This is a genomic window from Streptomyces sp. NBC_00390, assembly GCF_036057275.1.
In the GTDB taxonomy this organism is placed as follows: domain Bacteria; phylum Actinomycetota; class Actinomycetes; order Streptomycetales; family Streptomycetaceae; genus Streptomyces.
In genome coordinates this window covers 462,806-489,148 of record NZ_CP107945.1, presented here as the reverse complement: position 1 = coordinate 489,148, position 26,343 = coordinate 462,806, and the positions used below count along the sequence as shown (strand labels likewise).

General features: G+C 72.5%; 19 protein-coding genes and 1 pseudogene. 11 read left to right on the top strand and 9 right to left on the bottom strand.

Annotated features, from left to right (window positions below):
• Positions 1–27: 27 nt before the first annotated feature.
• Together OHS70_RS01995 and OHS70_RS01990 are read left to right on the top strand one after the other, a co-directional pair.
• Positions 28–222 carry a hypothetical protein gene (locus tag OHS70_RS01995; RefSeq protein ID WP_328392960.1) on the top strand — a complete coding sequence of 65 codons (195 nt, stop codon included), beginning with the start codon at positions 28–30 and terminating at the stop codon, positions 220–222.
• A 47-nt stretch (positions 223–269) separates the two neighbouring features.
• Complete coding sequence (locus OHS70_RS01990; RefSeq protein WP_328392958.1) at positions 270–716, top strand: nitroreductase family deazaflavin-dependent oxidoreductase; 447 nt, start codon at positions 270–272, stop codon at positions 714–716.
• Between the two features lie 271 nt (positions 717–987).
• Here OHS70_RS01990 and OHS70_RS01985 read toward each other — a convergent pair whose 3' ends face one another.
• The 7 genes from OHS70_RS01985 to OHS70_RS01955 form a co-directional block, all read right to left on the bottom strand.
• A complete protein-coding gene (locus tag OHS70_RS01985) occupies positions 988–1,671 on the bottom strand; it encodes a formyltransferase family protein (RefSeq protein WP_328392955.1) in 684 nt (227 codons plus the stop codon).
• Positions 1,668–4,856, bottom strand: coding sequence for a non-ribosomal peptide synthetase (locus OHS70_RS01980; protein ID WP_328392953.1), 3,189 nt, complete (start codon positions 4,854–4,856; stop codon positions 1,668–1,670). The genes OHS70_RS01985 and OHS70_RS01980 overlap by 4 nt, the downstream gene beginning before the upstream one ends.
• A 2-nt stretch (positions 4,857–4,858) precedes the next feature.
• A complete protein-coding gene (locus OHS70_RS01975) occupies positions 4,859–5,893 on the bottom strand; it encodes an NAD-dependent epimerase/dehydratase family protein (RefSeq protein ID WP_328392951.1) in 1,035 nt (344 codons plus the stop codon).
• Positions 5,890–7,851, bottom strand: coding sequence for a fatty acid CoA ligase family protein (locus OHS70_RS01970; RefSeq protein ID WP_328392949.1), 1,962 nt, complete (start codon positions 7,849–7,851; stop codon positions 5,890–5,892). The genes OHS70_RS01975 and OHS70_RS01970 overlap by 4 nt, the downstream gene beginning before the upstream one ends.
• Positions 7,851–8,801, bottom strand: coding sequence for a hypothetical protein (locus OHS70_RS01965; protein ID WP_328392947.1), 951 nt, complete (start codon positions 8,799–8,801; stop codon positions 7,851–7,853). Before OHS70_RS01965 ends, OHS70_RS01970 begins: the two co-directional genes overlap by 1 nt.
• A gap of 1 nt (position 8,802) precedes the next feature.
• On the bottom strand, positions 8,803–9,801 hold the full coding sequence (locus tag OHS70_RS01960) for a 3-oxoacyl-ACP synthase III family protein (RefSeq protein WP_328392945.1): 999 nt from the start codon (positions 9,799–9,801) through the stop codon (positions 8,803–8,805).
• A gap of 370 nt (positions 9,802–10,171) precedes the next feature.
• Positions 10,172–10,564 (bottom strand): DUF2269 family protein, encoded by a 393-nt coding sequence (locus tag OHS70_RS01955; RefSeq protein WP_328392943.1) that lies wholly within the window; start codon positions 10,562–10,564, stop codon positions 10,172–10,174.
• Between the two features lie 28 nt (positions 10,565–10,592).
• Here OHS70_RS01955 and OHS70_RS01950 point away from each other — a divergent pair.
• Positions 10,593–11,021 (top strand): annotated as a pseudogene (locus OHS70_RS01950) (GlxA family transcriptional regulator); the annotation flags it as partial.
• Positions 11,022–11,162: 141 nt separating this feature from the next.
• Here the strand turns inward: OHS70_RS01950 and OHS70_RS01945 are convergent.
• On the bottom strand, positions 11,163–11,591 hold the full coding sequence (locus tag OHS70_RS01945) for a TIGR03668 family PPOX class F420-dependent oxidoreductase (protein ID WP_328392941.1): 429 nt from the start codon (positions 11,589–11,591) through the stop codon (positions 11,163–11,165).
• Between the two features lie 51 nt (positions 11,592–11,642).
• Complete coding sequence (locus OHS70_RS01940; protein ID WP_328392939.1) at positions 11,643–12,467, bottom strand: LLM class F420-dependent oxidoreductase; 825 nt, start codon at positions 12,465–12,467, stop codon at positions 11,643–11,645.
• 224 nt (positions 12,468–12,691) lie between these two features.
• Here OHS70_RS01940 and OHS70_RS01935 point away from each other — a divergent pair, with 224 nt between their 5' ends.
• The 8 genes from OHS70_RS01935 (at position 12,692) to OHS70_RS01900 (ending at position 26,259) form a co-directional block, all read left to right on the top strand.
• Positions 12,692–12,925, top strand: coding sequence for a hypothetical protein (locus OHS70_RS01935; RefSeq protein ID WP_328392937.1), 234 nt, complete (start codon positions 12,692–12,694; stop codon positions 12,923–12,925).
• On the top strand, positions 12,862–13,443 hold the full coding sequence (locus OHS70_RS01930; protein WP_328392935.1) for an MmyB family transcriptional regulator: 582 nt from the start codon (positions 12,862–12,864) through the stop codon (positions 13,441–13,443). Before OHS70_RS01935 ends, OHS70_RS01930 begins: the two co-directional genes overlap by 64 nt.
• 85 nt (positions 13,444–13,528) lie before the next feature.
• Positions 13,529–14,836 (top strand): MFS transporter, encoded by a 1,308-nt coding sequence (locus OHS70_RS01925; RefSeq protein ID WP_328392933.1) that lies wholly within the window; start codon positions 13,529–13,531, stop codon positions 14,834–14,836.
• A 121-nt stretch (positions 14,837–14,957) separates the two neighbouring features.
• Complete coding sequence (locus OHS70_RS01920; RefSeq protein ID WP_328392931.1) at positions 14,958–16,247, top strand: non-ribosomal peptide synthetase; 1,290 nt, start codon at positions 14,958–14,960, stop codon at positions 16,245–16,247.
• A 183-nt stretch (positions 16,248–16,430) separates the two neighbouring features.
• A complete protein-coding gene (locus tag OHS70_RS01915) occupies positions 16,431–19,580 on the top strand; it encodes a non-ribosomal peptide synthetase (protein ID WP_328392929.1) in 3,150 nt (1,049 codons plus the stop codon).
• Complete coding sequence (locus tag OHS70_RS01910) at positions 19,580–21,466, top strand: non-ribosomal peptide synthetase (protein ID WP_328392927.1); 1,887 nt, start codon at positions 19,580–19,582, stop codon at positions 21,464–21,466. The genes OHS70_RS01915 and OHS70_RS01910 overlap by 1 nt, the downstream gene beginning before the upstream one ends.
• Before the next feature lies 1 nt (position 21,467).
• Positions 21,468–23,342: a non-ribosomal peptide synthetase gene (locus OHS70_RS01905; protein ID WP_328392925.1), complete on the top strand. Its 1,875-nt coding sequence runs from the start codon at positions 21,468–21,470 to the stop codon at positions 23,340–23,342.
• Positions 23,332–26,259, top strand: coding sequence for a condensation domain-containing protein (locus tag OHS70_RS01900; protein WP_328392923.1), 2,928 nt, complete (start codon positions 23,332–23,334; stop codon positions 26,257–26,259). Before OHS70_RS01905 ends, OHS70_RS01900 begins: the two co-directional genes overlap by 11 nt.
• The last annotated feature ends 84 nt before the right edge of the window (positions 26,260–26,343 follow it).

Here is a 26,343-nt window from a genome sequence, read left to right as displayed (position 1 = left end):
TTCCCGGCGCGGCAAAGGAGGTTGGCGATGGCCATTTCGATCTCATTGGTGCTGTTCCTGCTGGTGCTCGCGGTGATCTTTCTGCGAAACGGCGGGCTGAAGATGACTCATGCGGTGGTCTGCGCCCTGCTCGGCTTCTTCCTCGCCGGCACCAGCATGGCGCCGAGCATCCAGGAAGGCATCGCCGCCACCGCCAGCGTCGTCGGCAGCCTCAAGCCCTGACCCGACGTACGCAGGATTTCCGATTCGATCGACGGCTGGAGCAGAACATGCCTCTCAAGGGTGAGTACGAGCCGAGTCCGGAGCAGTGGGTGCGTGACCAGGTCGAGCTGTACGAGAGCTCCGGCGGCACCGAGGGCACCACGATGCGGGGCATGCCCGTCATCGTGCTGACCACCCGCGGCGCCAAGAGCGGCAAGATCCGCAAGACCCCGCTCATGCGGGTGGAGCACGACGGGCGTTACGCGGTCGTCGCCTCGCTCGGTGGGGCGCCGAAGCACCCCGTCTGGTACCACAACGTCGTCGCTGACCCGCATGTCGAACTTCAGGACGGCCCGGTGCGCCGGGACATGACCGCCCGCGAGGTGAGCGGGGACGAGAAGGCGCTGTGGTGGGAGCGCGCGGTTGCCGCGTTCCCCGACTACGCCGCCTATCAGGAGAAGACGGACCGTGAGATCCCCGTGTTCGTCCTGGAGCAGGCGTCGTCGTCGGCCTAGCGACGGCCCGGTTGCGCCACGCGTTCGTTGCGGGTCCACCGAAGCGTCCCCGGCCCCGACAGGCCGGGGACGCCCGGACGCTGGGTGAGCCGGCTCTTTCGTGCCGCCGCCGGTGATCGGTGCGCCTCGGCTCAGCCCTCGCCCGGGCCTCGTCGCAGCCGCACCGTGACCGTCTCGGGCCGCTGGTACTCCTCCGGTGCCGGCGCGCTCAGGCCCGTGCCGTGCCCCGACGGTCCCCGCCCCGCCCGTGCGGGAGTCGGGACCGCCCGCATCATCGCAGTGCTGTGGAGAGCTCCGGGAGGTAGCCGGCCAGGAAGCCCAGGTCCGTGGCGCGGCTGAAGTGGGGGTTGTCGCGGTGCTGGTGAAGGCGCGCCAGTGCCTTGCGGCCGAAGTAGCCGCCGCGCTCGTCGCCGGTGGGCCGGGTGGGCTCGCCGGCCCAGGCCGGGTCGGCGGCCACGAGGGGAACACAGCGCTCGAAGAGCTGGTGACAGGTCTGCAGTCCGCGGCGCAGCACCACGTGGTACGGCTCGTCCGGGCCGATCGGATAGGAGTCGGCGGCCAGGGTGGGGCCGGTGTCGATGCCCTCGTCCACCTGGTGGAGTGTCGCGGCGAACTCCCGCTCGCCGTGCAGCATCGCGTACACCAGAGCCACTTCGGGCAGTCCCCGATAGCCGGGCAGCGGGCCGTGGTGGATGTTCAGGACGCGTAGCCCGGTGGACAGCACCGGCGCGCGGAAGATCATCCGGTTGTTGATCGACCACACCACTGCGTCCGTGCAGGCAGCGACCAGTTCGCCGGCGACGGAGTTGATGTCGGCAACGGCCCGAAAGCGGACGCCGGGCAGGGCCGCGGGTGCGCAGGAGGCGGGGCCGCAGACCAGGTCCACGGGGAGGTTGCTGTCGAGCGTGTGCTGCACGGCGCGCCAGAGCAGCGCGCCTTCTCCGACGAAGATCACGATGTGCTCCGCAGCGCCTCGACGGTCCCGACGACCCGGCCCAGCGTCAGATGCTCGCTCAGGGACCCGAGCCGGTCCACGAACTGCCGCTCGGCGGCCTGCCCCAGTAGCTCTTCGCCGAGTGCGGCCAGCATCTCCAGGACGGCGAGCGAGTCGCCGCCCAGCGCATGGAAGTCGGACGAGGCATCGAGGTCCGTGGCATCGCAGCGCAGGATGCGGGCCCAGATGTCCGCTGTCACCGCTGCGATGCCGGGTCCCGGACCGTCCCCGCGCGAAGGAGCATCCGGTCCCGCGGCGGAGGCTGCCGGGACGGTCGGCTGCTCCTGCTCCTGCTCCTGCCCCTGCTCCTGCTCCTGCTCTGCGACGGCGTCGCCGAACGGATTCGGCAGCGCGTTGCGGTCCGTCTTGCCGCTGGCCGTCTCCGGCAACCGGGGGACCGCACGCACCACCGAGGGCACGAGATGGGAGGGCAACGACTGCTCCAGGTCCGCCCGTACGGCCGCCTCGTCGAAGCGGGCACCCTCGGCGGGAACCACGAAGGCGCACAGCGCCTGCCCGCCGGTGTCGTGTCTGCTGCGGGCCACCACCGCGGCCTGCGCGACGGCCGGCAGAGCGGTGAGCGCCGCCTCGGCCTCGCCCGGCTCGACCCGGTGACCGCGGATCTTGACCTGGGAGTCGATCCGGCCCGCGTACTCCAACTGCCCGTCGGGCAGGCGGAGCACCAGGTCACCGGTGCGGTAGGCACGCCGGCCGTCCGGGAGACGGATGAACCGGTCGGCCGTCAGTTCGGGGCGGCCGAGGTAGCCGCGGGCCAGTTGGACGCCGGTCACATGGAGCTCGCCCAGCTCGCCGTCCGGGACCTCGTTCCCCCGCTCGTCCAGTACGTTCACGCAGGTGCGGTGCACCGGCACTCCGATCGGCGCGGACGGGCGGTCGGCGATGCCGCCGATGACGGCGACCGTGCAGGCCACCGTCGCTTCCGTCGGACCGTAGATGTTGACGAACAGGCAGTCGGGTCCGAAGGACTCGTACGCCCGGCGGGCGGCTGCCGCGGTGAGGTTCTCACCGCCGACCTGCAGGGCCCGGACACCCGAAGGCCGGATGCCAAGGCGTGCCGCCAGGTCGAGGTGGGTCGGGGTCATCCCGAGGGTGTTGGCCAGACCCCCGGAGAACATCTGACGCAGCTTGAGGTGGTCGAGTTCGCCGGGCACGGGTACGACCGCCCCACCGTGCACCAGCGGCGGGAAGATCTGCATGATCGAGAGGTCGAAGCCGGGGGAGAAGGAGTACGCGGCCCGGGTCTCTTCGTCGCACCGCATGAACGGGGATATCCAGCCGACGACATTGACCAGGCTTCGGTGCTCGATCTGCACGCCCTTGGGCTTCCCGGTGGAACCCGAGGTGTAGATGACGTACGCCAGATCGTCCGGCCCGGGAGCGGCAGCCGTCAGGGCCGCCCGGTGGCGCTCGTCGACGGCCGCGTCGTCGCCTGCGACGTCCGCCAGGAGCACTGCCGTGCAGTCGCTGCTCTGCGCCGCCGCGCGGAAGTCCGCGTCCGTGAGACAGAAGCGTGCCTGCGCGTCGTGCAGCAACTCCTGGACGCGCCGCGGGGGATTGCGTATGTCGACGGGCAGGAAGGCCGCGCCCGCTTTCAGGACGCCCCAGACTCCGGCAAGGCCCGTTGCCGAGCGGTCCGCGAGGACACCGACGATCTCGCCGCGCCCCACTCCGCGGGCGAGCAGTGCGGTCGCGACGGCGTCGGAGCGGCGGTCCAGGTCCGCGTACGACCATCGCAGCTGGTCGCAGAGCACAGCCGGTGCGTCCGGACGGCGGGCGGCCTGCGCCCGGAACAACTGCACCACGGTGGTGTGCAGGGAAGGCAGGCCGCCGGGGCCGGGTTCGAGCAGCAGGCCGGCCGCGCTCGGCTCCCGCGGCGGTGCCAGGGGCCGCGTGTACGGGGACGGGGCGGCCGGGCCCGGCGCGGACAGCGCGGACCCGACACGGTCCAGCAGCGCCTCGCAGCGCTCGCCGACGTCCGCCGGCCCGCGGGCGGAGACCACCAGTTCGGTGTGCTCGGGCAGTTCCAGCAGCGCGACGCTGACCGGAATCAGGGGCGCGTGCACCGGCAGGGCGTACGCGGTCGTCGCGGTGAACTCCGCTGTGCTGAAGTCCTCGAGCGCCAGCCGGCCCGAGTTCGACACGATGGCCGATGCCAGATAGCGGTGCCGTGCCGAGGTGGCGGCGCGCGAGGCACCGACCAGCGCCGCGGCTGCGGGCAGGGGCAGGCGGGCCAGTGCCGCCTCCGCCCCGGCGGCCAGCTCCTGCTGGGAGGCCAGTGCGTCGAGCAACCGCCGGTGGACCGCATCCGGTTCCTGGCCGCCCGGGATGTCGAGGAACACCGGCAGGGCCAGGTTGGCCGTCGACGACACGCCGGGAGCGTGCCGCCGCAGATCCACCGGGATCATGATCCGGGCCGCGGGGCCCTGGACCGCGCCGGCCATCGTGGCCGCCACCTTCGCCGCCAGTGCCGCGTGCCGGCCCGCGACCGTACGCCGCCGCCATACGGTGCCGTTTCCCGGGCGGCCGCCCAGCGGCGAGCGCTGGTCGAGCCCGAGGCGCGGCCGCCGCCCGGGCCGCCCCACCCTGTCCAGCAGCGCGTAGTCGGCCAGCACGTCGGCGGCGCCGTGCAGCGGTTCACCGCGCAGAGCGCGGAACACCTCGCCGGCCCACATGGCCGTGCCCTTGAGGTCCATCACGGCGTGCGAGGCGCGGAAGACGACCGTGCCCGGTTCGCCGGTGAGCAGCAGCACTTCGCAGCCCGGGCGGCCCTCCGACTCCGCCAGCGGCCCGGAGAGTTCCGGCAGGCCCGTGAGCGTCGTGCGGTCGAATCCGCTTCCGTCGGCGACCACGACGCGGGCCGCGCGCCCGCTGTCGACCCACATCCTGCCGCGGCGGACCAGCCGTGAGCCCGGGCAGGACACCGATGCCTCTGCCACAGCCCGGCTCAGGGCCAGGGCGTCGATCCGCCCCGAGCCCTCGACCACCAGCTGGAGCACCAGCAGCTCACCGAGCCGGGCGGCAGCCAGATAGGACCACTCGGTCGCCGAGACGGGACGGCGGAAGGCGGCCCGGCCGCGGGGAGCGCTCCTGGCACCGCTGCCCGTACCGACGTGCTGCGCGGTCATGACTACTTCACCTTCCTGATGAACTCGTTGACGCCGCCGATGCTGTCGATCCAGGTCTCCAGCCGGCCCATCCCCGTGTCGTGGTCCACCAGCGGCGCGGTCAGATCCCGCCGCGCCGCCGACGTGTCGTACGTCGCCGAACGGGTCAGCAGGGCCAGCGAGTACCGGGAGAGCGGCGGCGAGGAGTGCTTGGCCAGGGGCGGCAGTTTCCAGACCATGTCGGCCGTGAAGGCGAGCGCGCGCAGCACGCCGTGCGAGACCTGCCTGGTGGGGGGCTTGCCGCCGAACCGTTCCGCGAGGAGGGCGAGCATGCTCCAGATCTCCACCGGTTTCTCGTCGGCGATGAAGTACGCCCGGCCGCCGACGCCGCCGGCCCGCGCCGCCCGCACACAGGCATCGGCGGCGTTCTCGCAGTAGCACAGCGAGGCGTACACCTGCCTGCCACCGGAGAGATCGGGCAGGCTGCCCGTCATCATCTTCGCGATCAGGCGCGGCATGAAGCCGGAGTGGTCACGCGGGCCCCACACGGCGCGCGGGCGCAGCGCGACGGTGGTGAAGTCCGTATGGTCCGCGGCCAGGACAAGGCGCTCCGCGGCGGCCTTGGTCTCCGAGTAGAGATTCAAGTGGCGTGCGGGGAACGGCTCGCTCTCGTCGATGTCGAGCCGGTCACCCCCGCGGACACCCATCAGCGCACTGGGACTGCTGATGAACACGAAACGCCGTGCGCCGGCTGCCCGGGCCGCCGACACGAGGCGCTGTGTACCCGCGACATTCTCGTCCCAGAACTGTGCCCGGGTGCCCCGGTCCGTGACCCGGGCCGCGCTGTGGTGCACGACATCGACGCCCTCCATCGCGCGTCGCACCGAGGCGGCGTCGCGCAGATCCCCGTACGCGAACTCGACGCCGGGAACGGTGCGCAGATGGCTCAGATCGCTCTCTTGGCGCACCAGGACCCGCACGTCGTCGCCGGCGCGTACGCAGGCGTCGACAATGTGGCTGCCCAGGAACCCGGACGCACCCGTCACCAGTACCTTCACGCGGCGGCACCCTTCGTCCGGCGGCTGCGTCGGCGCCACCATGTCGCTCCGAACACCATCGTGAGTGCGGCCGTCGCCCATGGCCGTCGCCCGGTGGCCAGTTCCTGCTCCGCGCGCAGCGCGGACGGAATCTGGGCCGCATGGACGACGACGCTCAGGAAGGCGTCGACCCACCACAGGGCGGTCAGTGCCGCATGCTCCCAGGGCAGCAGCGGCCAGAGGGCCAGGTAGGCCCAGCCGAGCAGCGGCACGGTGCTCACCGCCCGGTCGACGGCGGTCGGTCGGCGGCTTCCGGTGAGCCGGTCCTCGGCCCAGCCGGCGAGCAGCTCCCGGCGGATCTTGGCGTTGTGACGGACGTCCACGGGAAACGCGGGGTGCGGCAGGAAGTCCGAGATCGACTTGGTCACCGGGTTGCTCGCACCCAGTGCGCGCAACTCGCTCTCGATCCTGGGCCAGTGTTGCCGCCCCGTGCCCGGCACGAGCTCCACACACAGCACCGGCCACTGCGCGCCGTGCGGGCCGAAGCCCACCAGCGCTGCCCGCCTGACCTGCGGATGGGCGGCAAACACGCCTTCGCAGCGCACCGTGTGCAGGTCGCCGCCCGCTGCGCGGACGCGGTGGCTCTTGCGTCCGCAGAACCAGATGCGCCCCTGGCCGTCGATCCATCCGACGTCACCGGTGCGGTGCCAACGACGCTCGCCCTCCTGGATCTTGTGCTCGGCGTCGGCCTGGGGCGACTGGAAGTAGCGCGGGCTGACCGCCTGGCCGCTGACGACGATCTCGCCTATCTCACCGTCCACCACTGGCAGTTCGGGCGTCCAGCCGGGGACCGGCCCGTCGCTGACCTCGATGGTGCGGACCGATGTGCCGGGCGCGGGCCTGCCCACACAGACACCCAGGCCGTCGGCCGGGCCGTCGGCCGGGCCGGACAGCGCCTCCCGGCTCTCGATCAGTGCCATCGGCAGCGCCTCGGTCGCCCCGTAGGTACTGAACACACGTGCCTCGTCCGGCAGTACGGCACGCAGGGCGCCCATCAGCTCGGGGCTCACCGGAGCACCGCCGGAGACGATCAGACGCAGCGACGGCACCCGGGTGCCCGCGGTGGCCAGATGGCCGGAGAGCGGGCCCAGCAGGGCGGGAGAGGCGAACATGGCGTTCACGTCGAAGCGTTGGATCGCGTCGGTCAGCAGTGCGGGGTCGGCGGCGCCGACGCGGCCCATGTTCATCTTCGGCACGACCACCGTGCGGCCCGCCGCGAGGTCGAACACACCCATCAGCGGCAGGGTGAGCAGGGTGGTGGTCATGTCGGCGGTGAAGTGGCCGCTCTCGACGCCGTATGCCATTCCCCGCAGCATGCCGACGGTGATCTCGACCGGCTTGGCCGGGCCGGTACTGCCGGTGGTGTAGCCGATCAGCGCGAGGTCCTCCGGCCCGGACTTCAGCGGAGGCAGCTGCGGCAGACCTGCACCGAGGGCGGTCAGCTCCTCGAGACCGCTGCCGCTCCCACCCACCTTGATCACGCTCTGCACGCCGGCGAAGGCACGCGGGCGCAGGCGCCGGAGGACGTGCGCCGACGGTACGCCGATGAACGCGTGGACACCCACCCGGTGGATGCAGTCCAGCATGCGGCCGAGCCCCATACCGGGATCGACCACCACCGGAACCGCGCCGATGTGCATCAAGGCGAACACCAGGGTGAGCAGGTCGGCGCCAGGAGTCACCAGCAAGGCGGTACGGGTCCCGCGCCCGATGCCGTGTTCCTTGAGACCGGCGGCGCTCGCGGTGACCCCGGCGGCGAACTCGGCATAGCCGACCGTGGTGTAGGCGGGCCGGCCCGCTGACTCCCGCCGCTCGTCCGGATGGATGACGGCCGGCTGGTCCGGAGTCCGGAAGGCGTGCCGGGCAAGCAGTTCGGGCAGGAACGCGCTGTGGCGCAGGCCGGTTGTGGTGCCGGGCATCAGAGCGCGGCTCCCCCGGTGTCGCGGGTCAGGTGGTAGAGCGAGGCTGCCGAACTCAGCCCCGCGCCGACGGCGAGGAAGAGGAGCCGGTCATGGCCCGCGAATCTGCCCGCGTCCTGAGCCTGCCGGAAGGCGTAGGTGAGTGCCGAGCTGTGCGGGTCGCCCTGGAGGCCTTCGACTGTGACGGCCGCATCGGACGCCAGCCCCAGGCGTTTGGCGAGGCCGGCGGCGAAGCCGGGCGACGGCTGGGAGGTGATCAGCAGGGTGCGGTCCAGGGCCGCCGCCGGAGCCTCGGCGGCGTCCGCTCCGTACTCGGCCGCCAGAGTGCCCCGTACCGAGTCGACCGCAAGATCGAGCATGCGCTCCACTACGTCGGTGTCGCGGTCGACAGTGACGTTACTGCGGCCCCCGGAGCCGACCTCGTACAGGGGCAGATACCCGTTCACGCCGTGCGCGCCCGGCAGCGACCGGTGGTGCACCCGGCCGAAGCCGCGGGCGTCGTCACTGCGTTCCAGCAGCAGTGCCGCACCTGAGGCGGCGTACGGGAACTCGGGTGTGCCTGCCCTTGCCGGGTCCGTCGAGGGGTGGGTGTCGGCCGAGACGACCAGCACCCGGCGGGCGCTGCCGGCTGCCAGCAGCGCACCGCCGGCCTGGACGGCGTTCAGGACACCGCAGGCCCCGTTCATCAGGTCGAACGAGAACGCGGCCCGCCTGTCGGTGGCGTGCAGGTAGTCCAGGTTGATGCCGATGCGCTTCTGGATGAGCGCGGCGACGGACGGCTCGCAGATGTTGGAGTCGCGGTAGACGCCGACGTTGATCAGCACATCGACGTCCGCGGGCGTGAGCCCCGCCTCTTGGAGGCAGGCACTGCCGGCGGCCGCCGCGTATCCGATCGCGCTGCCGGCGTCACCGGCCGGGCTGACTGCGGCGGAAGTGATGACGGTGGCCATGTCATACCTCCAGCGAGGAGACGGTCGCGGACAGGAAACCGGTCACCACGCCCGAGGCGGCGGGCACGAGGAGGATCTTGGACCCCTTGGGTATCCGGCGTTCGGCGAGTGCCTGGTGCAGCACCAGGTAATGGGAGGTGGTCGCGGTGTTGGCGAACTTCTCGAGGATCGACAGCGACTGCGGCATCGGCGATTCGAAGATGTTCTCGCCCACATGGTTCATGAAATCGACGAACCGGCTGCCGACCTGGTGCTGGACGACGAAGTCGTACCCCTCGTCGGCGAATCGGCGGCCGTCTTCGGCCAGCTTGTCGCGGTGAAAGGCCGGCCACAACGAGAGGCGGTCCTCCGCGTGCATCATCTTGTTGTTGGTGTACATGGCCAGATCGCCGGTGTCGTCGCTGGGCATGCCCAGGCACAGGTGCGAGTACTCCGAGCAGGTCATCAATTCAATGTCGTGGATGACGTCGGCGTCGTCGCCGGCGCGGTCGACGACCACGGCGACGGCCGAATCTCCGACGGACAGAGACGCGAACTGAGGGTCCCTGCTGTCCTCCATCTCGCGCGCGGCGGTGAAGGCGATCGGGGTGATGTGCTCGCCACTGAGCACCAGACCGCTGCGAACCTCACCGGACCGGATCATCCGGTCCAGCAGATAGACCCCCGTCATCATGCCCGCGCAGGCATTGGAGACGTCGAAGTGAATGGCACGGCTCGCGCCGAGCTCCTGGGCGATGCGATGGGCGAACGACGGCTCGAACTGCTGGCGCCGGCCGTCCGTCGTGCGGCTGATGGAGCAGGAGATCACGATGTCGATCTCGTCGGCCGTGTAGCGCGAGCGGTCCAGGCAGTCGCGAGCTGCCGAGACTGCCATCGTCAGGCAGTCCTCCGGGAGTTCGGCGGTGTCGTCCGCGACGCGGCGCTCTGCCATTCCCGTGATTTTGAAGAGGTCGACTTCCGGAACCTTCTCCATGCGTGCGAGGAGTTCCGGAGTACTCATGACCACCGAGGGGAGATACGCCCCGATGGACTCTAAGCGACTGCTGTGCACAAACCTCTCCCGAATATTCCTTGTTCACGCGGCGCGCCGACCCCGGTGAAGGTGAACAGGTGTCAGGCAACTTCTATCTGCGCCGTGTTCTTGGGCGGTGAAGGCCTCAATACATTCTGGTTTCACCGCTTCGCGCCGGCCTGGTCCCGCTTCGGGGAAACCCGGATTTCGGGTGGGCGCTGCTGCTCGATGACGTTAGCGCACCCGCCAGTTGGGTCTCGCACTGCGAGGCTGTGATGATCACCACTCGTCGCTCACCAAGGGTCGCTGTGTGTGAGGAAAGGACCCTGGCATGCGCGGCTGCCGGGGCCTTTCACGGTCAGGCTCCCGTCGTCGAGCCGGGGCGGATGATCATCAGGACGGTCACCACCGCCCACAACAGGTTGAACATGCCCGTGAACATGGCCAGCCGTACCGTGTGGCTTCGCTCAGCCGGGACGGCTGCCTCGTCGAGCTGTTCCAGCAGGGCTTTCTGACGGGGCAGGACCAGCAGGCCCAGCACACCCGCCGCGCCTGCGGTCAGCACGATGGAGACGATCAGCCACGCGTCGCCGAGGACACCAAGGCCGGCGGCGGTGGCGAACCCGGACACCGGCACGGCCAGACCGATGCCGGCGTAGACGCGGCAGATGCGGTGCAGAAGCCGGACCGTTCCCAGCGACGCGGCATCGTGCCCGGCAGTCTGGGCCCGGCGGGCGGCCGGCGGAAACATGCTGGCGGCAACCGTCACCGGCCCGACGGCGATGCCCTTGCAACGCGAAGGCGGACAGGCGCAGTTCTTCGTCCACGAACAGCCGCCCGTGCCGCAGGGCTCGGGCCTGCAGCCCGTGCTGGACTGGATCGAGGACAACCTCGCCACGGACCTCACGCTGGACGTCATGGCCGAGCGTTCCGGAATGAGCGGGCGCACGTTCAGCCGCCCCTTCCGTGAACAGCTGGGCACCACACCCCTGCAATGGCTGCTGCGGACCCGCGTGCGGCGGGCCCAGTATCTGCTGGAGAACACCGACCACCCCGTCGAACGCATCGCCCAGCAGGCGGGATTCGGATCACCGACAGCCTTCAGGGAACGCTTCCGGCGGGTCGTGGGCACCACCCCGCAGGCGTACCGCTCCGCCTTCCACGGACGCCGGTCCACGCAGTCGCTCGGTGCCGTGTCGAGCGCGTGATCGCACCGGACCCCCGTTCCGGACCCTGCACCGCCACGCCGTCACCGCGAAGTGGCAGTCCATGTCCGGGCCCGCAATCGACACCATGCCGCCGCCCTGGCCGCCGGCGGGGTCGTCGACCGTGAACGAGGGACGGGCGAGTCACGATGCGCGCCAGCCGCTCCAGCGCAGGACCGAGACCTCGACCACCGGTCCTTCGGGTGGCCGCCCGGCGTACTGCCGGTACTTCGCCGTGAGCAGGTCGATGCAGCGGGCTGCTTCGGGGGAGTGGTCCGGTGACGGAAGCACTCGGGCTGCGCCGTCGGCCCGGGCCCACCACAGGCGGTCCCAGTCCTCCTCGTAGTGGTCGGCGAGCAGGCAGACCGACGGGTTGGCGGCGATGTTGGCCAGGCGTTTCAGCCGTGTGGTCCGCTTCGGTTTGTGGTCCACGGCCAGCATCACCGTGTCGCCGTCCACGGCGAACACCACCGGTACCAGGTGCGGGTGGGCTGCCGTGCCGGCCGTTGCGAGGTGGGCGATGCGTGCCGCTGCGAACCGCTTCCGTGCCTCAGCGCTTGTCAGAGCGGGCATCGCACCCCTTCCCGGCAGTCGCGCCGGTCACGGCGGTCAGGGCTCCTGGGCTCACCGGTACCGGGCAGCGAGTTCGGCCAGCCGGTCGAGGTGCTCCAGGGTCTCCCGTTCGGGCAGGGTCGGTACGTAGAACAGCAGCCGCTCGACGCCGAGACGGCCGTACCCCTCGACCTGCTCGGGATCGTCGGGAACCGCGTACACCGTCACCGGCACCTCTCGGTCGGCAAGGGCGCGCAGCCGCTCGATCTGCGGTCCGAGCTCCTGCGGCGGCGCGCTGCCGGCCAGCCATGCGTCCCCGAACTCCGCCACCCGCCGGAACGCGCCCTCGCCGCCGCCCACGTAGATCGGCGGATGAGGGCGCTGCACGGGCTTGGGCCAGGAGAAGACCGGATCGAAGTTCACGAACTCGCCGTGGAACTCGGCCCTCTCCGAGGTCCACAGCTCCCGCATGGCGCGCAGCCGTTCGTCGGTGAGCCGGCCGCGGGTGGAGGGGTCGGTGCCGTGGTTCCTCATCTCCTCGCGGTTCCAGCCCACGCCGACGCCGAAGATCACGCGGCCGCCGGAGACCAGGTCGAGCGAGGCCACCTCCTTCGCCGTGGTGATCGGGTCGCGCTGCGGGACCAGCGCGATGCCGGTGCCCAGAAGCAGCCGTTCGGTCACCACACCGATCGCGGTCAGCGCGACGAAGGGGTCGAGGGTGCGGTAGTAGATCTCCGGCAGCTCACCACCCATCGGGTAGGGCGTCCGGCGGTCCGCCGGGATATGGGTGTGCTCAGCGATGAACAACGAGTCGAACGCACGCTCTTCGAGTGCGGGGCCGAGCGCGGTCGGGCTGATGCCCTGGTCGGTGATGAAGGTCGAGACTCCGAATTTCACGACGGCTCCGTCGAGGGTCGGGTGCGGGAAGGCAAAGGAGGCACAGATCTGCTGACTACCCGCCCCGGGCGGTGCCGCTTCCATGACCACCCGGGTGAACCAGCGCGCAGCGGGTCCCGGGAGAACGGGGACTGAGCGCTTCGGCAAGCAGGACCTCCCGCGGGGCGCACATCCCACCGGGGGTCCGGCGGCTGCTCGACCAGCTGGACCGTGCACCGCTGAGCGTGCACGACGCCGCGTGGAACCTGATCCTGTGGAGCCCGTGGTGGGCCGCCCTGTTCGGAGACGCGTCCGCGCTGCGCGGACGCGAACGCAACATCGCTGGCGGCACTTCGCCGGCCTGCCCGTCCGGGTCGGCCACACTCCCGGGCAGACGGCCCGTTTCGAGGCGGCCGTGGTCGCCGACCTCAGAGCGGCGACCGCCCGGTACCCGGCCGACACCGACCTGCGCTCCCTGATCAAGGACTTGCGGGGCGTCAGTGCCGGCTTCGCACACCTGTGGGACTCCGGAATCGTCGGCGTCCATGAGTCCGACACCAAGACCGTCCACCACCCCGGCGTCGGAACGCTCACCCTCGACTGCGACGTGCTCATGGCTCCGGGCAGTGATCTGCGCGTCGTCGCCTACACGGCCGTCCCCGGCAGCGACGCCGCGGACAAGCTCGGACTCCTGCGCGTCATCGGCACCCAAGCCATGACCGGGGACAGCTCCCCGGCATGGCAGCCGGCGGTGCCCGCCCGACGGTCCAGGTCCGCCGTTCTCGTCGTGGACCGTCTTCACATAGCGGCTGGAACGAGCGATTCCGACAACAAGCGAACAGGGCTGGCATTTTTCGGCCATTACGGGACCAGTGATGTCGTGTGCGTAATCAGTAGCTGTCGCTGCGTGTCCGCGGCGGGAGATTGCTGTCCCGAGATGGGTCGCGCATGCGTCATTCATCCGGACGTAGCCCCCATCTGGCGAAATATTTCCTGACCTGACGCCAAAACGGTGAAGGAAATGACCGAAAGTGATCATCCGCTTTTGACTGCCGATCGGCCGTACGGTGAGTGTCGTTCACATGCCCGTAACACCCCGAGCCGCCGACGGCGGCCCGCTGCGTATGCGTGACTTCCGTCTGCTGCTCGCCGGAGCGGCCGCCGGACAGCTCGGAGCCCACGTCACCCTCGTGGCCCTGCCCCTCGTGGCCGTGCTCGAACTCGAGGCGTCCGCCTTCCAGGTGGGTCTGCTGACGGCCGCCGAGACCGCAGCGTTCCTGCTCATCGGCCTGCCCGCCGGCGCCTGGACCGACCGTATGCGCAAGCGGCCGCTGATGATCCGGGCCGACGCGGTACGCGCCGCGGCGATGGCCAGCATCCCCGTCGCCGCGCTCGCCGACGTCCTGACGATGGCCCAGCTGTATGCCGTCGCCCTGATCACCGGCGTGGCGACCGTCTTCTTCGACGTGGCTCACCAGAGCTTCCTGCCCCAGCTGCTGCCCAGGGAACAGCTCGTCACGGGCAACGGGGCACTGGAGACGGTCCGTTCATCGGCGCAGGTGACGGGCCCAGGGCTCGGCGGCGGACTCGTCCAGTTGCTCGGAGCCCACCTGGCCATCGTGGCCGACGCCGTCGGCTATGCCCTGTCCGCTCTGTTCCTCCTCGGCATCAAGCAGCCGGAGAGCCGTCCCGAGCCGGTACCGGGCGCCTCCCTGCGCAAGGACATCGGCGAGGGCGTGCGCTTCGTCACCGGCCACCCGCTGCTGCGCGTCATCGCCCTCACGACCGGCCTCGCCAACTTCTTCACCGCGGTCCTCATGGCCACCCAGACCGTCTTCCTGGTCCGGGTGCTCGGGCTGGAGCCGGGTGCGGTCGGCCTCGTGCTGTCCGCCTCGGCGGTCGGCGGGCTCGCCGGTGCGTTCTGCGCGGGCACGCTCGCCTCCCGGCTCGGCCAGGCCCGGATCATCTGGCTGTCCGCGCTCGCCACCGGCCCGTTCGCACTTCTGTGGCCGCTGTCGGGGAACGGGGCGAGCGGCGCGGTCCTGTTCGCCGCCGGCTCCGGTGTCGTCTCCTTCGGAGCCGTCGTCTACAACGTCGCCCAGGTGAGCTTCCGCCAGGCCCTGTGCCCGCCCCGGCTGCTGGGCCGGATGAACGCCACGCTGCGGTTCCTCATGTGGGGCACCCTCCCGCTCGGTGCCCTGCTGGGCGGGGCCCTGGCCGACAGCTTCGGCCCGCGCACCGCGCTGGCCTGGTGCGCGGCGGGATTCCTCGCCGTACCCCTGCCGCTGCTCCTGTCCCCGCTCGGCCGGATGCGCGACCTGCCGGTGGCCGAGGACGCGCAGGACGCGACCGCTCACGACGCCGAGGACCGGACCGCGTCCGTCAACTGACCCGCCCTTGCCCTGTCCAGAACCCGCCTTCGCCTTTCGGACGGCGCCCGGGACCTGCCCTTGCCTCACACATGGCCGCCGCGCCCTGCCCGGTCGGCCCGGCCACGACAGAGAGGATCACGTGCTCAGCATCACCGGCCAGTACCTCGCCCGCTACCGGCAACTCGGTACCGGCAGCGGGGCCGAAGCCCTGCTTCCCGTCACCGGAGCCCAGCGCCGCTTCGTACTGGTGCGTTCCCTCGACCCCGCCGGGCGACCGGACCTGGTGCCGATGTTCTTCGCATTCCCGCACGGCACCGTCGACGTCGAGCGTCTCACTGCGGCCGGGAACCGCCTGGCGGCCCGGCACGCGGTCCTGCGCGCCCGGCCGGTCGTCGTCCGCGGTACGCCCGTGCTCCGACCGGAGCAGCCGGACGTTCCCGTGACCCGGGTGCCTTGCGGCCCGGGGGAGACCGCGGCAGCGGCGCTGCGCCGTGCCCTCGGTGACTGGACCCCGCAGGGCTCGCCGCTGCGGATGTTCCTGACGCAGGACGACGCACACACCGGCGACGAGACGCTCGCCGTCGTCCTGGACCACAGCGCCTGCGACGGCCGGTCGCCGGCCCGCATCGTGGAGGAACTCGGCGCCGCCTACGCCGAGGGCACCGACGCCGAAGGACCGTCCCCCGCCGAGACCGCCGCCGAACTGGCCGCCTACCGGGAAGCGGTCCTGCTCCAGCTGGACGCCGAGGACCGTGCCACATCGGCCTCCGCGATGGCCTACTGGGGCGAGCGGCTCCGCGCCGTATGCGATCAGGCCCCCGCGCGGCCGGAGCGCCCGGCCGCCGGGACCCTGCCGAGCGGCTCGGCCGAACTGCAACTTCCGTCCTCCGCCGGCTCGGTGCCGTTCCCCGATCTGCTCGACGCCTGCCGGGCGGCCGCGCGGGTGCTGTACGGACCGGGCCATGCGGTGCCGCTCGGCTACCCGTGGGGCGGTCGCCCGTCCGGCGCCGCTCCGGTGCTCGGCTGCTTCCTCAACACCGTCGTCTTCCCGGCCGCGACTGGGCACAGCCCCGCCGCGGAGGTGACGGCCGACGCCTGGTGGGACGATCTGGACCGGGCCGACACCCCCTTCGACGCGGTGGTGCACGCCGCCCGGGCCGCCGGCTCCGCCTGGACCGGCCGGCTCGACGGCCTGCTGACCGTGGACGACGCCCGCCGGCGCCCGCCGCTCCGCCTGGGGGGTGTGGCAGGCCGCGAGATCCAGGTCGACGGCAGAGCGGTACGCGGCCCCTTCGCCGTGTCCGTCACCCAGGGCTCCGCACTGCGGCTGCGCATGGTGTGGGACCGCGCGGTCCTCGACGACCACACCGCCGAGCACGCCTTCGCCGCGCTGGCCGACTCGGTCAGGGCGTCATGCGCGGCAACCTGACGCGCCGGCCCCGGTGACCGGGCCCGGCAGCCCGCGGCCCGTGCACCTCTCGACCGCTCCGTCCGCTTCAGAGCCGAACAACCGGGCCATGCCACGCGATCCGCGGACGGCCCGTGCGAACACCGCCGGACACGACCGTGCCCGGCCGACAGAAGACCGACCCGACAACCTCAGGGATCGCCCATGCTTCCCCTCTCCTCCTCGCAGGAGATCGTCTGGCTGCACGAACAGGTGCAACCGGGCAGCCGCGCCTACAACTTCACCGCAGCGCTCGACCTGTGGGGCACCCTCGACACCGATGCCCTGCGTCACGGGCTCACCGCTGCTCTCGGCCGGCACGCCGGGCTGCGGCTCGAACTGGTCGCCGTCGAAGGGGCGATGCCCGGGCAGCAGGTCGCCCAGACCTGCGCGCCGCGGCTCCGCACGGTCGACTTCCGCGATGAGGAAGACCCGGAAACGGCGTTCCGGGAACTGCTGCGCACCGAGGCGGAGACGCCGCTCGACACCTTCCAGGCGCCGCTGCTGCGCTGGACCCTGGTCCGGCTCGCGGACGACCTGCACCGGCTCATCCATGTCGAGCACCATCTCATCCACGACGGCCACTCGTTCGCGATCCTGCTCAGGGACGTCTTCAGCGTCTACCGGGGCCATGTTCTGGGCGAGCCGGTCGCGCTGCCGCCCGCTTCCTCGTACGCCGACCACGTCCGTGCGCAGGCAGAGTCCCCGTTCCCGCCGGAGAGCCTGGACCACTGGACGGCCGAACTGCGCGATGTCGCCCATGACATGCCGCTGCCGGGGCTGACCCGGCCCGGCGCGCGGCGACGGCACCACGGCGGACAGCTGCGCCAGTCGATCGGCGCGGACCTGGCCGAGCGGCTGCGCGAGCACGCCCGCTCGCGCGGACTGACCCCGTTCGCCACCCTCCTCGGACTCTTCGCCGAGCTCCTGCGCCGGTACAGCGGCCGCTCGCAGATGGTCGTCGGCACCGCCGTCGGCAACCGCCCGCGCGGCTTCGAGGACGCCGTCGGCATGTTCGTCAACACCATCCCGCTCCCACTCCGACTGGATCCCGCAGCCCCGGCCGAGGACACCATGGACGAGGTGACCGACACCCTCATACGGGCCCTTCCGCATCAGGAGGTGCCGGTCCAGGAGCTGACCCGCGCGCTCGGCATGCACACCTCGGGCGCCGACAACCCCCTCTTCAGCGTCATGTTCAGCGCGCACGACGCCGAGCTCCCGGAGATCGAGGTGCCCGGCCTGGACATCACGCTCTTCGAGGGGTTCAACACCGGCACCACCCGATTCGACCTCGACGTGGTGCTGCTGCCGGACGACCGGCGCGGGGTCACTCCCCGTCACGGCGCCGCAGGCATGACGCTCGTCTGGGACTACGACGCCGACCTGTTCGGTGAGGACGTCGCGAAGCTGCTCGCCGGACGGTTCCTGGACCTGCTGCGGTCCTACCTCGACGCCCCCGGCACGGCCTTGGCCGACCTGGCGCCCCTGCGCCCCGAGGCCCCCGAGGACACCCCGCCGCCCGCCACAGCGCAGGCTCGGCAGGAAGGCGACCCGCTCGACCCGGCCGCCGCCCACGACCCGGCCCTGCCCGCCCTGCTGATCGGTGCCCGCCGCATCACCTACGGCGACCTGGACATCCAGGTCGACTCGCTCGCCCGGCGGCTGCGCGACGCCGGAGTGACGGCCGGTCAGCCCGTGGCAGCCGTACTGCCGCGAGGCGCCGACTCGGTCGTCACCCTGCTGGCCTGCCTGAGGACCGGCGCCGTGTACTGCCCGCTCTCGCCGTCCGATCCGCAGGCCCGCCTCGAACTGCTGCTGAACAGGCTGGCTCCGGCGCTGGTCCTGACCTCCTCCGACAGCTCCGTGACGATCCCGGACGGCCTGCCCGCGGCCACGGTCGGCACTCCGGTGCTGCCCCGGGCGCGCGCGGCCGAAGTGGTGCCCGGCACCTCGTACATCATCCACACCTCCGGCTCCACGGGCCTTCCCAAGCCTGTCGCCGTCGGCCGAGCGGCACTGGAGCACCATCTGACCGCGGCCGCCGACCGCTTCGGCCTTGGCCCCGGCGACCGGGTCCTGCTGTTCGCCCAGCCGTCGTTCGACGTGGCGCTCGAAGAGGTGCTGCCGTCGCTGCACGCCGGGGCCTGCCTCGTCGTCCCCGAGCACGAGGTGCCCACCGGAGCCGAGCTCACCGGCCTGCTGGCCGCCTCCCGCGTCAGTGTCGCCAACCTGCCCACGAGCTACTTCCTCGCCACCCGCGAGGAGATGCGGCCCGCGTTGCGCGACGGCAGCTGGACGCCGCGACTGCTCGTGCTCGGCGGCGAACGCCTTCCCGCCGATGCGATGCGGGACTTCCTGGCCGACACCGACGCCACTGTGCTCAACGTGTACGGCGTCACGGAGGCGGCCATCAGCTCCACCGTCCACGAGATCACCCGCGACGCCCTCACCGACGGCGCGGAGATACCCCTGGGCACCGAACTGCCCGGCGAGCGGGTGCACGTCCTGGACGCCCACCACCGGCCGCTGCCGTCCGGGGCGGTCGGCGAACTGGCCGTGGCGGGACCGGGACTCGCAGAGGGATACGTCGGTAACCAGCAGGCCACGGCCGCCCGTTTCGTCTCCGTCGACGCGCTCGGCGGAGAGCGGGTCTACCTCACCGGAGACCTCGGCTACCGGGGCCTCGACGGGCTGCTGTACTTCCTGGGGCGCCGCGACAACCAGATCAAGCTGCGCGGCCACCGCATCGAGCTGGAAGAGGTGGAGGCCTCGGCGTCCGCGGCGCTCGGCGGCCGGTCCTGCGCCGTCGTGCTCGACCGGGAAGCTCCCGGCGGACCCCGGCTCGTCGGCTTCCTGGAGAGCGCCGACGCGCACGAGTCGTGGGACGAGCAGGCGCTCCACGCCGAGCTGAGCCGGCGGCTGCCCGGCGCCCTCGTGCCGGCCCGCTGGGCAAAGCTGGACACCATGCCGACCCTGGCCGGAGGCAAGCCCGACCGGGTGGCGCTGTCCCGCCTGGCCGCCGCGCTCGAGGCCGCGCCCGGGGAACCGGCCTTCCGTGAGCCGGCCGAGCCTGCCGACCCGATGACCGCGCTGCTCGCCGAGGGCTGGCGCGAAGTGCTGGGCCACAGCCGCTTCGACGAGTCCTCCCACTTCTTCCGGACCGGCGGCCACTCCCTGCTCGCCGCCCAGCTCGCCGCCTGGCTGGAACCGCGGCTCGGGCAGCGCCCGCCGCTGCGGCTGCTCTTCCGGAACCCCGTGCTCGCCGACCAGGCCGGTGCCCTCGCCGCCGCCACCACCTCGACGGAGTCGTGATGACCCAGTCCCTGACCGCCCCGACCACCACCGTCACCGCCGCGCCGCTCAGCATCGCCCACGGCGCCGCCGCTGCGGGCACCGGAGTGCTCACCCGCTTCGAGGAGTGGGTGAGCCGAACCCCGCAGGCGCCCGCGGTGATCGAGGGCACCCACACCTGGACCTACCAGGATCTCGACACCGCGGCCACTCGGGTCGCCGCCGCACTGGGCGACCGCGTACGCCCCGGGGACCTGGTGGGCGTCTGCCTCGACCGCTCCGCCGCTCTCGTGGTGACCGCCGTCGCCCTCGCCCGGATCGGCGCCGTCTACCTGCCGCTGGGCCCCCGGCCCGGGCAGCGCCGCACGGACGCCGTCACCGAGGACCTGAACGTCGTCTGCCTCATCGGTGCCCCGGAGGTCCTGCCGCCCCGGCACCGGGCCGCCGACCAGGTGCCCCTGGCGCTGCCCGGCGAGGGCATCAACGCAGCCGCCACGGCCGTCGCCGCTTTCGCCGCGCCCGGCCCCGACGCCCGCCGCGCGCCCGCCGGAACGTTCTACGCCGTACTGACGTCCGGCTCCACCGGCCGCCCCAAGGCGGTCGCCGTCGCCGAACCCTCACTCGGCGCGCTGCTCGACTGGTACCGCGCCGAGACCGGCCTCGCCCCCGGAGACCGGCAGTCCCTGCTCATCGGTGTCGCGTTCGACCCGCACCTGCTGGAGCTGTGGGCCGGGCTCACCTCCGGCGCCGCGCTCGTCCCCGCCCCCGACGACGTCCGCTGGGACCCCGCCGTGCTCGCCGACTGGTGGCGCGACGCCGCCGTGACGGTCTCCGTCGGGGCCACCCCGATGATCGAGCCGCTGCTGGACCGTCCCTGGCCCCAGGACCTGACACTGCGTCATCTGATCGTCGGCGGCGACCGGATGCGGCGCCGTCCGGGCAGCGACGTCACGGCCACCGTCCACAACGCGTACGGACCGGCCGAAGCCACCGTCGTCACCACCACGTACGCGATGCGCGGCACCGAGCCGCTCGCCGGTGAGCAGTCGCCGCCGCCCATCGGACGTCCCGTACCGGGCGTGACCGTTGTCGTCACCTCGGACGACGGCCGGCCCGTCGCACGCGGCGAGGACGGCGAACTCCGCATCGGGGGAACCTGCCTGGCGATCGGCTACCTCGACCCCGAACTCACCGCCCGCCGCTTCACCGCCCCGCCCGAGGGACTGGACCTGCCCGGTGCCGGCCGGCTCTACCGCACCGGTGACCGCGTACGGATGACGGCCGAGGGACAGCTGGAATTCCTCGGTCGCCTCGACGACCAGGTGAAGATCAGCGGCGTCCGTGTCGAACCGGCCGAAGTGGAAGCCGCGTTCGAACAGGACCCGGCAGTGCACAGCGCCGTCGTCACCGCGCCCCGCACCCCCGAGGGCCACACCCGCCTCGTCGCGTACGTGCGCCCTGCCACCGGCGCCGCTCCGGACACCGACACCCTTGTGGCGGCGGTAAGGGCCTGGCTCCCCGAGCAGGCCGTGCCCTCCGCCGTCCGGATCGTTGACGCCTACCCACTGGACGCCAACGGCAAGGTGGACCGGGCCGAGCTGACCCGCCGGGCAGCCGCCCACGACGACACGCCCGGCGCCGACGACCTGCCCGGCGGCGCTACGCCCACCGAGCTGCTCGTGCTGCGTGCCGTACGCGACCTCCTCGGCCGCCCCGGGACCGCTCTCACCGACAACTTCACCGACGCCGGAGGCACGTCGCTCGTCGCCGCCCGGCTGCTGACGGCCATCGAGCAGGAGACCGGCGTGCGGCTGCGCGCCCCCGAACTGCTGCGTCAGCCGGACCTGCGAGCCGTGGCCGTCCTCGTCGACAAGCGCCGCGCCGGTGCGCGGCAGACGGGAGCCTGACATGACCCTCCTCGACCTGCCCACCCACGACATCCGGAAGGACGGCTCCATGCCTGCCGGCCGCATCCAGAGCGCCCCGGCGGGGGCGCCGCCCGCGCCCCGTGCAGCGCTGCCCGCCCTCGTGGCCCGGCATGCCGAACGCACCCCGGACGCGCTCGCCGTCGCCGACGGCGACACCACGCTCACCTACGCACAGCTCGTCGCCCGTGCCCGCGCGCTCGCCGCCCATCTGCGCGACAACGGGGTGCGTCGCGGCGACCGGGTGGCGCTGCTGATGCCCCGCTCGGCCGGCACGGTCGTCGCCCAGCTCGCACTGTGGTCGGCGGGCGCCGTATGTGTGCCCCTCGACCCGGCACACCCGCGCCCGCGCACCGAGGCCATGACCGCCGACGCGGGCGTCACCCTGACCGTCGGCGAGCGCAAGCTGCTCGAATCGGCTGCGCTCACCGGCCCCACGCTGCCGCTGCCCGGCGAGGCGCTGCTCACCGGTGCCACCGTGGCGGAACCGGACCCGGACGCCACGGCGTTCATCATGTTCACCTCGGGATCCACCGGCCGCCCCAAGGGCGTCGCCGTCCCGCACGACGCCATCGCCGAACTGGTCCGTGACCCGTCCTATGTGACCATCACGCCCCGGGACCGCGTCCTCTTCCACTCACCGATGACGTTCGACGCGTCGACGTTCGAAGTGTGGGGAGCGCTCGCCGCCGGCGCCGCCGTGGTCGTGTGCACCGTGGAACGGCCTTCGTTCGAGGACCTGGCCCGGCACGTGGAACGCCACGGTGCCACCGTCGCCTTCTTCACCACCGCGCTCTTCCATCAGCTGGCCGCCCGCCGCTCCCGCGTGTTCTCCCTCCTGCGCACCGTCGTCGTGGGCGGCGAAGCCCTTGCCGCCACCCATGCCCGCCAGGTCCTGCGCGCCTTCCCCTGGCTGGAACTCGTCAACGGCTACGGCCCGACCGAGACGACCACGTTCGCCACGGCCCACCGCGTCACCGACGCCGACTGCGACGGACAGATCCCGATCGGCCGGCCGATCGCCGGCGCGAGCGCACACATCCTGGACGACCACGGCCGCCCGGCGGGAGAGGGGCAGCGCGGCGAGCTGTGGATCGGCGGCAGCCGGCTGGCCCACGGCTACGCGGGACAGCCGGAGCTCACCGCCGAACGCTTCACCCACCACCCCGGACTGGGCCGCCTCTACCGCACCGGCGACGTGGTCTCCCGCCGGCCGGACGGGGTACTGGACTTCCACGGCCGCACCGACGACCAGGTGAAGGTCCGCGGCTTCCGCATCGAACCGGGCGAGGTCGAGCACGCCCTGCGGGACCAGCCCGACGTCGACGACGCGGCCGTCACCGTCCACCGGCCCACCGAGGACGACGCCCGGCTGGTCGCCTTCGTGGTGGCCGCACCCGGGCCCGTGCCCCGTGGGGAGGCCCTGCGCGACCGGCTCACCGCCGTACTGCCCGCCCACCTGGTCCCGGACAGCATCACCGCCGTCGAGCGGCTGCCGCTCACCGCCACCGGCAAGGTCGACCGCCGCGCGCTCGCGAGTCTCGCCGGCTCGGCTGGAACCGGCGCGCCCGCCGAGCCGATGACACCGCTGGAGCAGGCCGTGGCCGACATCTGGAGCCGGGCGCTGGGCACCGACGTCACCCGGCCGGACGCCGACTTCATCGCCCTCGGCGGACACTCCCTGCTCGCCCTCGTCGTCACCGACGACCTCCGCGAGGAACTGGGCGTGGAACTGGCACTCGCCGACTTCTTCGGCGCCCCCACGGTGGCCGGACAGGCCGCCCTCGTCGAACGCGAACTGCTCGCCGCGCACAGCGACCTGCACCCCGAAGCCCTGGAGTACGCCGATGCCCACTGACGTACCCGCGGCTGTCGCCCGCCAGGAGGAACTGCTGCGCCGGGCACGTGCCCGCGCATCCGGACGCGGCGCGTCCGCTTCTGGCGCGCCTCAGGCCGCCTCCGAATCGGCCCGCCGGGGACCCGCCCCGCTCTCGCACGCCCAGCGCCGCATGTGGCTGATGGACCGGCTCGGCCACGGCAGCGCCTCCTACAGCGTGCCCTTCGCCACCCGGCTGCGCGGCCCGCTCGACTTGGCCGCGCTCACCACCGCGGTGACCTCGCTCGTGCAGCGTCACGAGATCCTGCGCACCCGGTACGGACAGCGGGACGGCGAGCCGTACCAGGAGACGCTGTCGGCACCCGAAGCCGTGCCCGTGCCCGTCGTGGACACGGACGAGGACGGCGCCCACGCCGTGCTGGCCGAGGAGGCGCGCCGCCCCTTCGACCTGTCCACCGGCCCCGTGATGCGCGCCCTGGTGCTGCGTCACGGGGAGCAGGACCACACGGTGCTGCTGACCTTCCATCACATCGCCATCGACGGCGGATCCCTGGAGACGGTCGCCCGGGAACTGGCGGAGCTGTACGGGTCCGCCGTTGACGGAACCGGGCCGCGGCCGCAGGCAGCGCCACCGCAGTACGCCGACTTCGCACGGAACGAACTCGTTGCGGCCGGCCGTCTCGACGAGGGGCTGCGCCACTGGACCGGCCGTCTCGCGGATGCCACGCCCCCTCGCCTGCCGCGCCCCGCGCAGGCGCCGTCCGACGCCGTCACCCGGCCGGCCGCCACCAGTACCGTCCCGCTCGCAGAACAGGTGCCGCAGGCGCTGCGCGCCCTGGGCAGCGAACACCGCGCCACCCTGTTCACGGTGGCCCTCGCAGCGGCGTTCGCCGCCCTGCAGCGCCTCACCGGCAAGGACGACCTGGTCATCGGGGTCGCGAGCACCCACCGCCAGGGCGCTGCCCTGCGCGAGCTCGTCGGTCTGTGCGTCAACACCCTTCCGGTACGCGTGGACACCTCCGGCGACCCGGCCTTCACGGCGCTCGTCGAGCGGGTACGGGACGCGCTGCTGGAAGCCCAGCAGTACCGGCATGTTCCGTTCGACCTCGTCCTGGAGCGGCTCGGCGCCGCCGCGCGCGACACGGACGGCACGGCACTGGTCCGGGTGACCGCCGATGTCCTCGGCGAGCCGACGGCGCTCCATCTGCCGGGCACGGCAGGGGAGTACGTGGAAGTGGGCGTCGACGAGGCCAAGTTCGACCTCTCCTTCGGCCTGGTCGACACCGAGGCGCCCGCGGCTCTGGTGCAGTACCGCAGGACCGCGCTGGACGGCGACGAGGCGACCGGCCTCGGCACGCACTACGCGGCCCTGCTCGAAGCGGTGGCGGCCGATCCGCACCTGCGGCTGTCCCAGCTCGGGGGAACGGCGCCCGCGCACCAGGAGAGCGAGGGCAGCCGCGACCCGCAGGGCACAGGGGACACCCCGGGCGGGCATCCGGCCGAGGCGGCGCTGCGGGCCCACCCCCGGATCGCCGAGGCCACCGTGGCCCGGCCGGACGGCGGGCCGCTGCTGGCGTACGCCGTTCTGCGCGAGAGTGTCGGCCCGACACCCCATGAGCTGCGCTCCCACCTGCGGGCGGCTCTGGCACCGGAGTCGGTACCGGCGGCTGTCACCCTGCTGGACTCCCTGCCGCGTACCGCCGACGGCGGGGTCGACCAGGCGCGCCTGCCCGGGATGCCCGCACCCGCCGTGCCGACGGGCCCTCGTGCCGACGCCGTCACCGAGGGCTTCACCGCGCTGCTGGGACGAGTGCCGGGGCCGGACGACGACTTCTTCGCCCTCGGCGGGCACTCTCTGGTCGCCGTCCGGCTCGCCGAGCGGTTGCGGGAGGCGCTGAAACTGCCGCTGACCGGGCTCGACATCCTCCAGGCGCGTACCCCCCGGGCGGTCACCGCCCTGCTGGACGCCCGCGAGATCGAACGGGCCGCCGCCAAGGCCGCCCCGGTGTCCGTCCGTCCGCGGCGCACCCGCCCGGGCACGGTCCTGGTCACCGGGGCAACCGGAGGGGTCGGCGCGTTCATCGTGCGTGAACTGGCCGCCCAGGGACGCCCGGTGCTGGCCCTGGCCCGCCCCGAGTCCGCTCACCTGGTCGTCGCGGAAGGCGTCGATGTCGTCGAGGGCGACCTCGCCGACCTCGCCGGACTGCGCCAGGCCGTCGACGGCGCGGACGCGGTCGTCCACGCCGCCTGTACCTTCACCCGGCCCGAGGTCGACGTGGCGGCCATGGAGGCCATGACCGCTGCTTGGCGGCGCGGCCCGTTCGTCTTCGTCAGCAGCGTCGACGCCTACGGGCACCCCGCCGAGGACCGGGTCGCCGAGGAGTCGGCCTCCCGGGATCCGCTCAGTCCCTATGGACGGGCCAAGCTCGACTGTGAGGCCCTGCTGCTGCGCGCGGCCGGAACCGAAGGCCGGGGCGGAGCCAGCGCCGTGCGCTCACCGATCGTGTGGGGCCCGCACGACCGGCTGCGCGACCAGCTGCGCTGGGGAGCGACGGGCCTGCTCTACCAGGCCGCTCAGGAGGGCCGGCCCATCGCCCTGCCACGGCCGGGCACCGGCGGACACGCCTGGTACGGCGCGGCCTGGGTGCACGCGGCCGCCTTGGCCCGGTCCGTGACCGCCTGTCTGGACACGCCGGTGCACGGAGTCGCCAACGCACTCAGCGGTCATGTCTCGTGGCGGGATCTCGCCACCGACCTGACCGAACTGCTCGGCAGCACCAGTCCGATCCACGAGACGGACCAGGTCCACCAGGACCTCGACCACCGCTGGCACTACGACTGCGCCCGCCTGGCCGCGCCGCTGCGTCCCCGGCCGGGAGAGGACCGTCGCCCGGTCCTGGCCGCAATGGTCAACGGCGGTTCCGGGCACGCCCTTTGACGTGAACCCGAGCGGATACGGGGGAGAGTGAGCGCGTGCGTCTCCCCACCGCGTGGGTGAGCGCACCGAACGGCGCCTGCCGGG

Excerpts from the sequence above, each read along its gene's own strand:
- OHS70_RS01995 (WP_328392960.1), top strand. The coding sequence starts at position 28 with ATGGCCATTTCGATCTCATTGGTGCTGTTCCTGCTGGTGCTCGCGGTG.
- OHS70_RS01965 (WP_328392947.1), bottom strand. The coding sequence starts at position 8,801 with ATGGCCACCGTCATCACTTCCGCCGCAGTCAGCCCGGCCGGTGACGCC.
- OHS70_RS01915 (WP_328392929.1), top strand. The coding sequence starts at position 16,431 with ATGCTTCCCCTCTCCTCCTCGCAGGAGATCGTCTGGCTGCACGAACAG.
- OHS70_RS01980 (WP_328392953.1), bottom strand. The coding sequence starts at position 4,856 with ATGACCGCGCAGCACGTCGGTACGGGCAGCGGTGCCAGGAGCGCTCCC.
- OHS70_RS01990 (WP_328392958.1), top strand. The coding sequence starts at position 270 with ATGCCTCTCAAGGGTGAGTACGAGCCGAGTCCGGAGCAGTGGGTGCGT.
- OHS70_RS01925 (WP_328392933.1), top strand. The coding sequence starts at position 13,529 with ATGCCCGTAACACCCCGAGCCGCCGACGGCGGCCCGCTGCGTATGCGT.
- OHS70_RS01905 (WP_328392925.1), top strand. The coding sequence starts at position 21,468 with ATGACCCTCCTCGACCTGCCCACCCACGACATCCGGAAGGACGGCTCC.
- OHS70_RS01910 (WP_328392927.1), top strand. The coding sequence starts at position 19,580 with ATGACCCAGTCCCTGACCGCCCCGACCACCACCGTCACCGCCGCGCCG.
- OHS70_RS01970 (WP_328392949.1), bottom strand. The coding sequence starts at position 7,851 with ATGCCCGGCACCACAACCGGCCTGCGCCACAGCGCGTTCCTGCCCGAA.
- OHS70_RS01900 (WP_328392923.1), top strand. The coding sequence starts at position 23,332 with ATGCCCACTGACGTACCCGCGGCTGTCGCCCGCCAGGAGGAACTGCTG.
- OHS70_RS01960 (WP_328392945.1), bottom strand. The coding sequence starts at position 9,801 with ATGAGTACTCCGGAACTCCTCGCACGCATGGAGAAGGTTCCGGAAGTC.
- OHS70_RS01955 (WP_328392943.1), bottom strand. The coding sequence starts at position 10,564 with ATGTTTCCGCCGGCCGCCCGCCGGGCCCAGACTGCCGGGCACGATGCC.
- OHS70_RS01945 (WP_328392941.1), bottom strand. The coding sequence starts at position 11,591 with ATGCCCGCTCTGACAAGCGCTGAGGCACGGAAGCGGTTCGCAGCGGCA.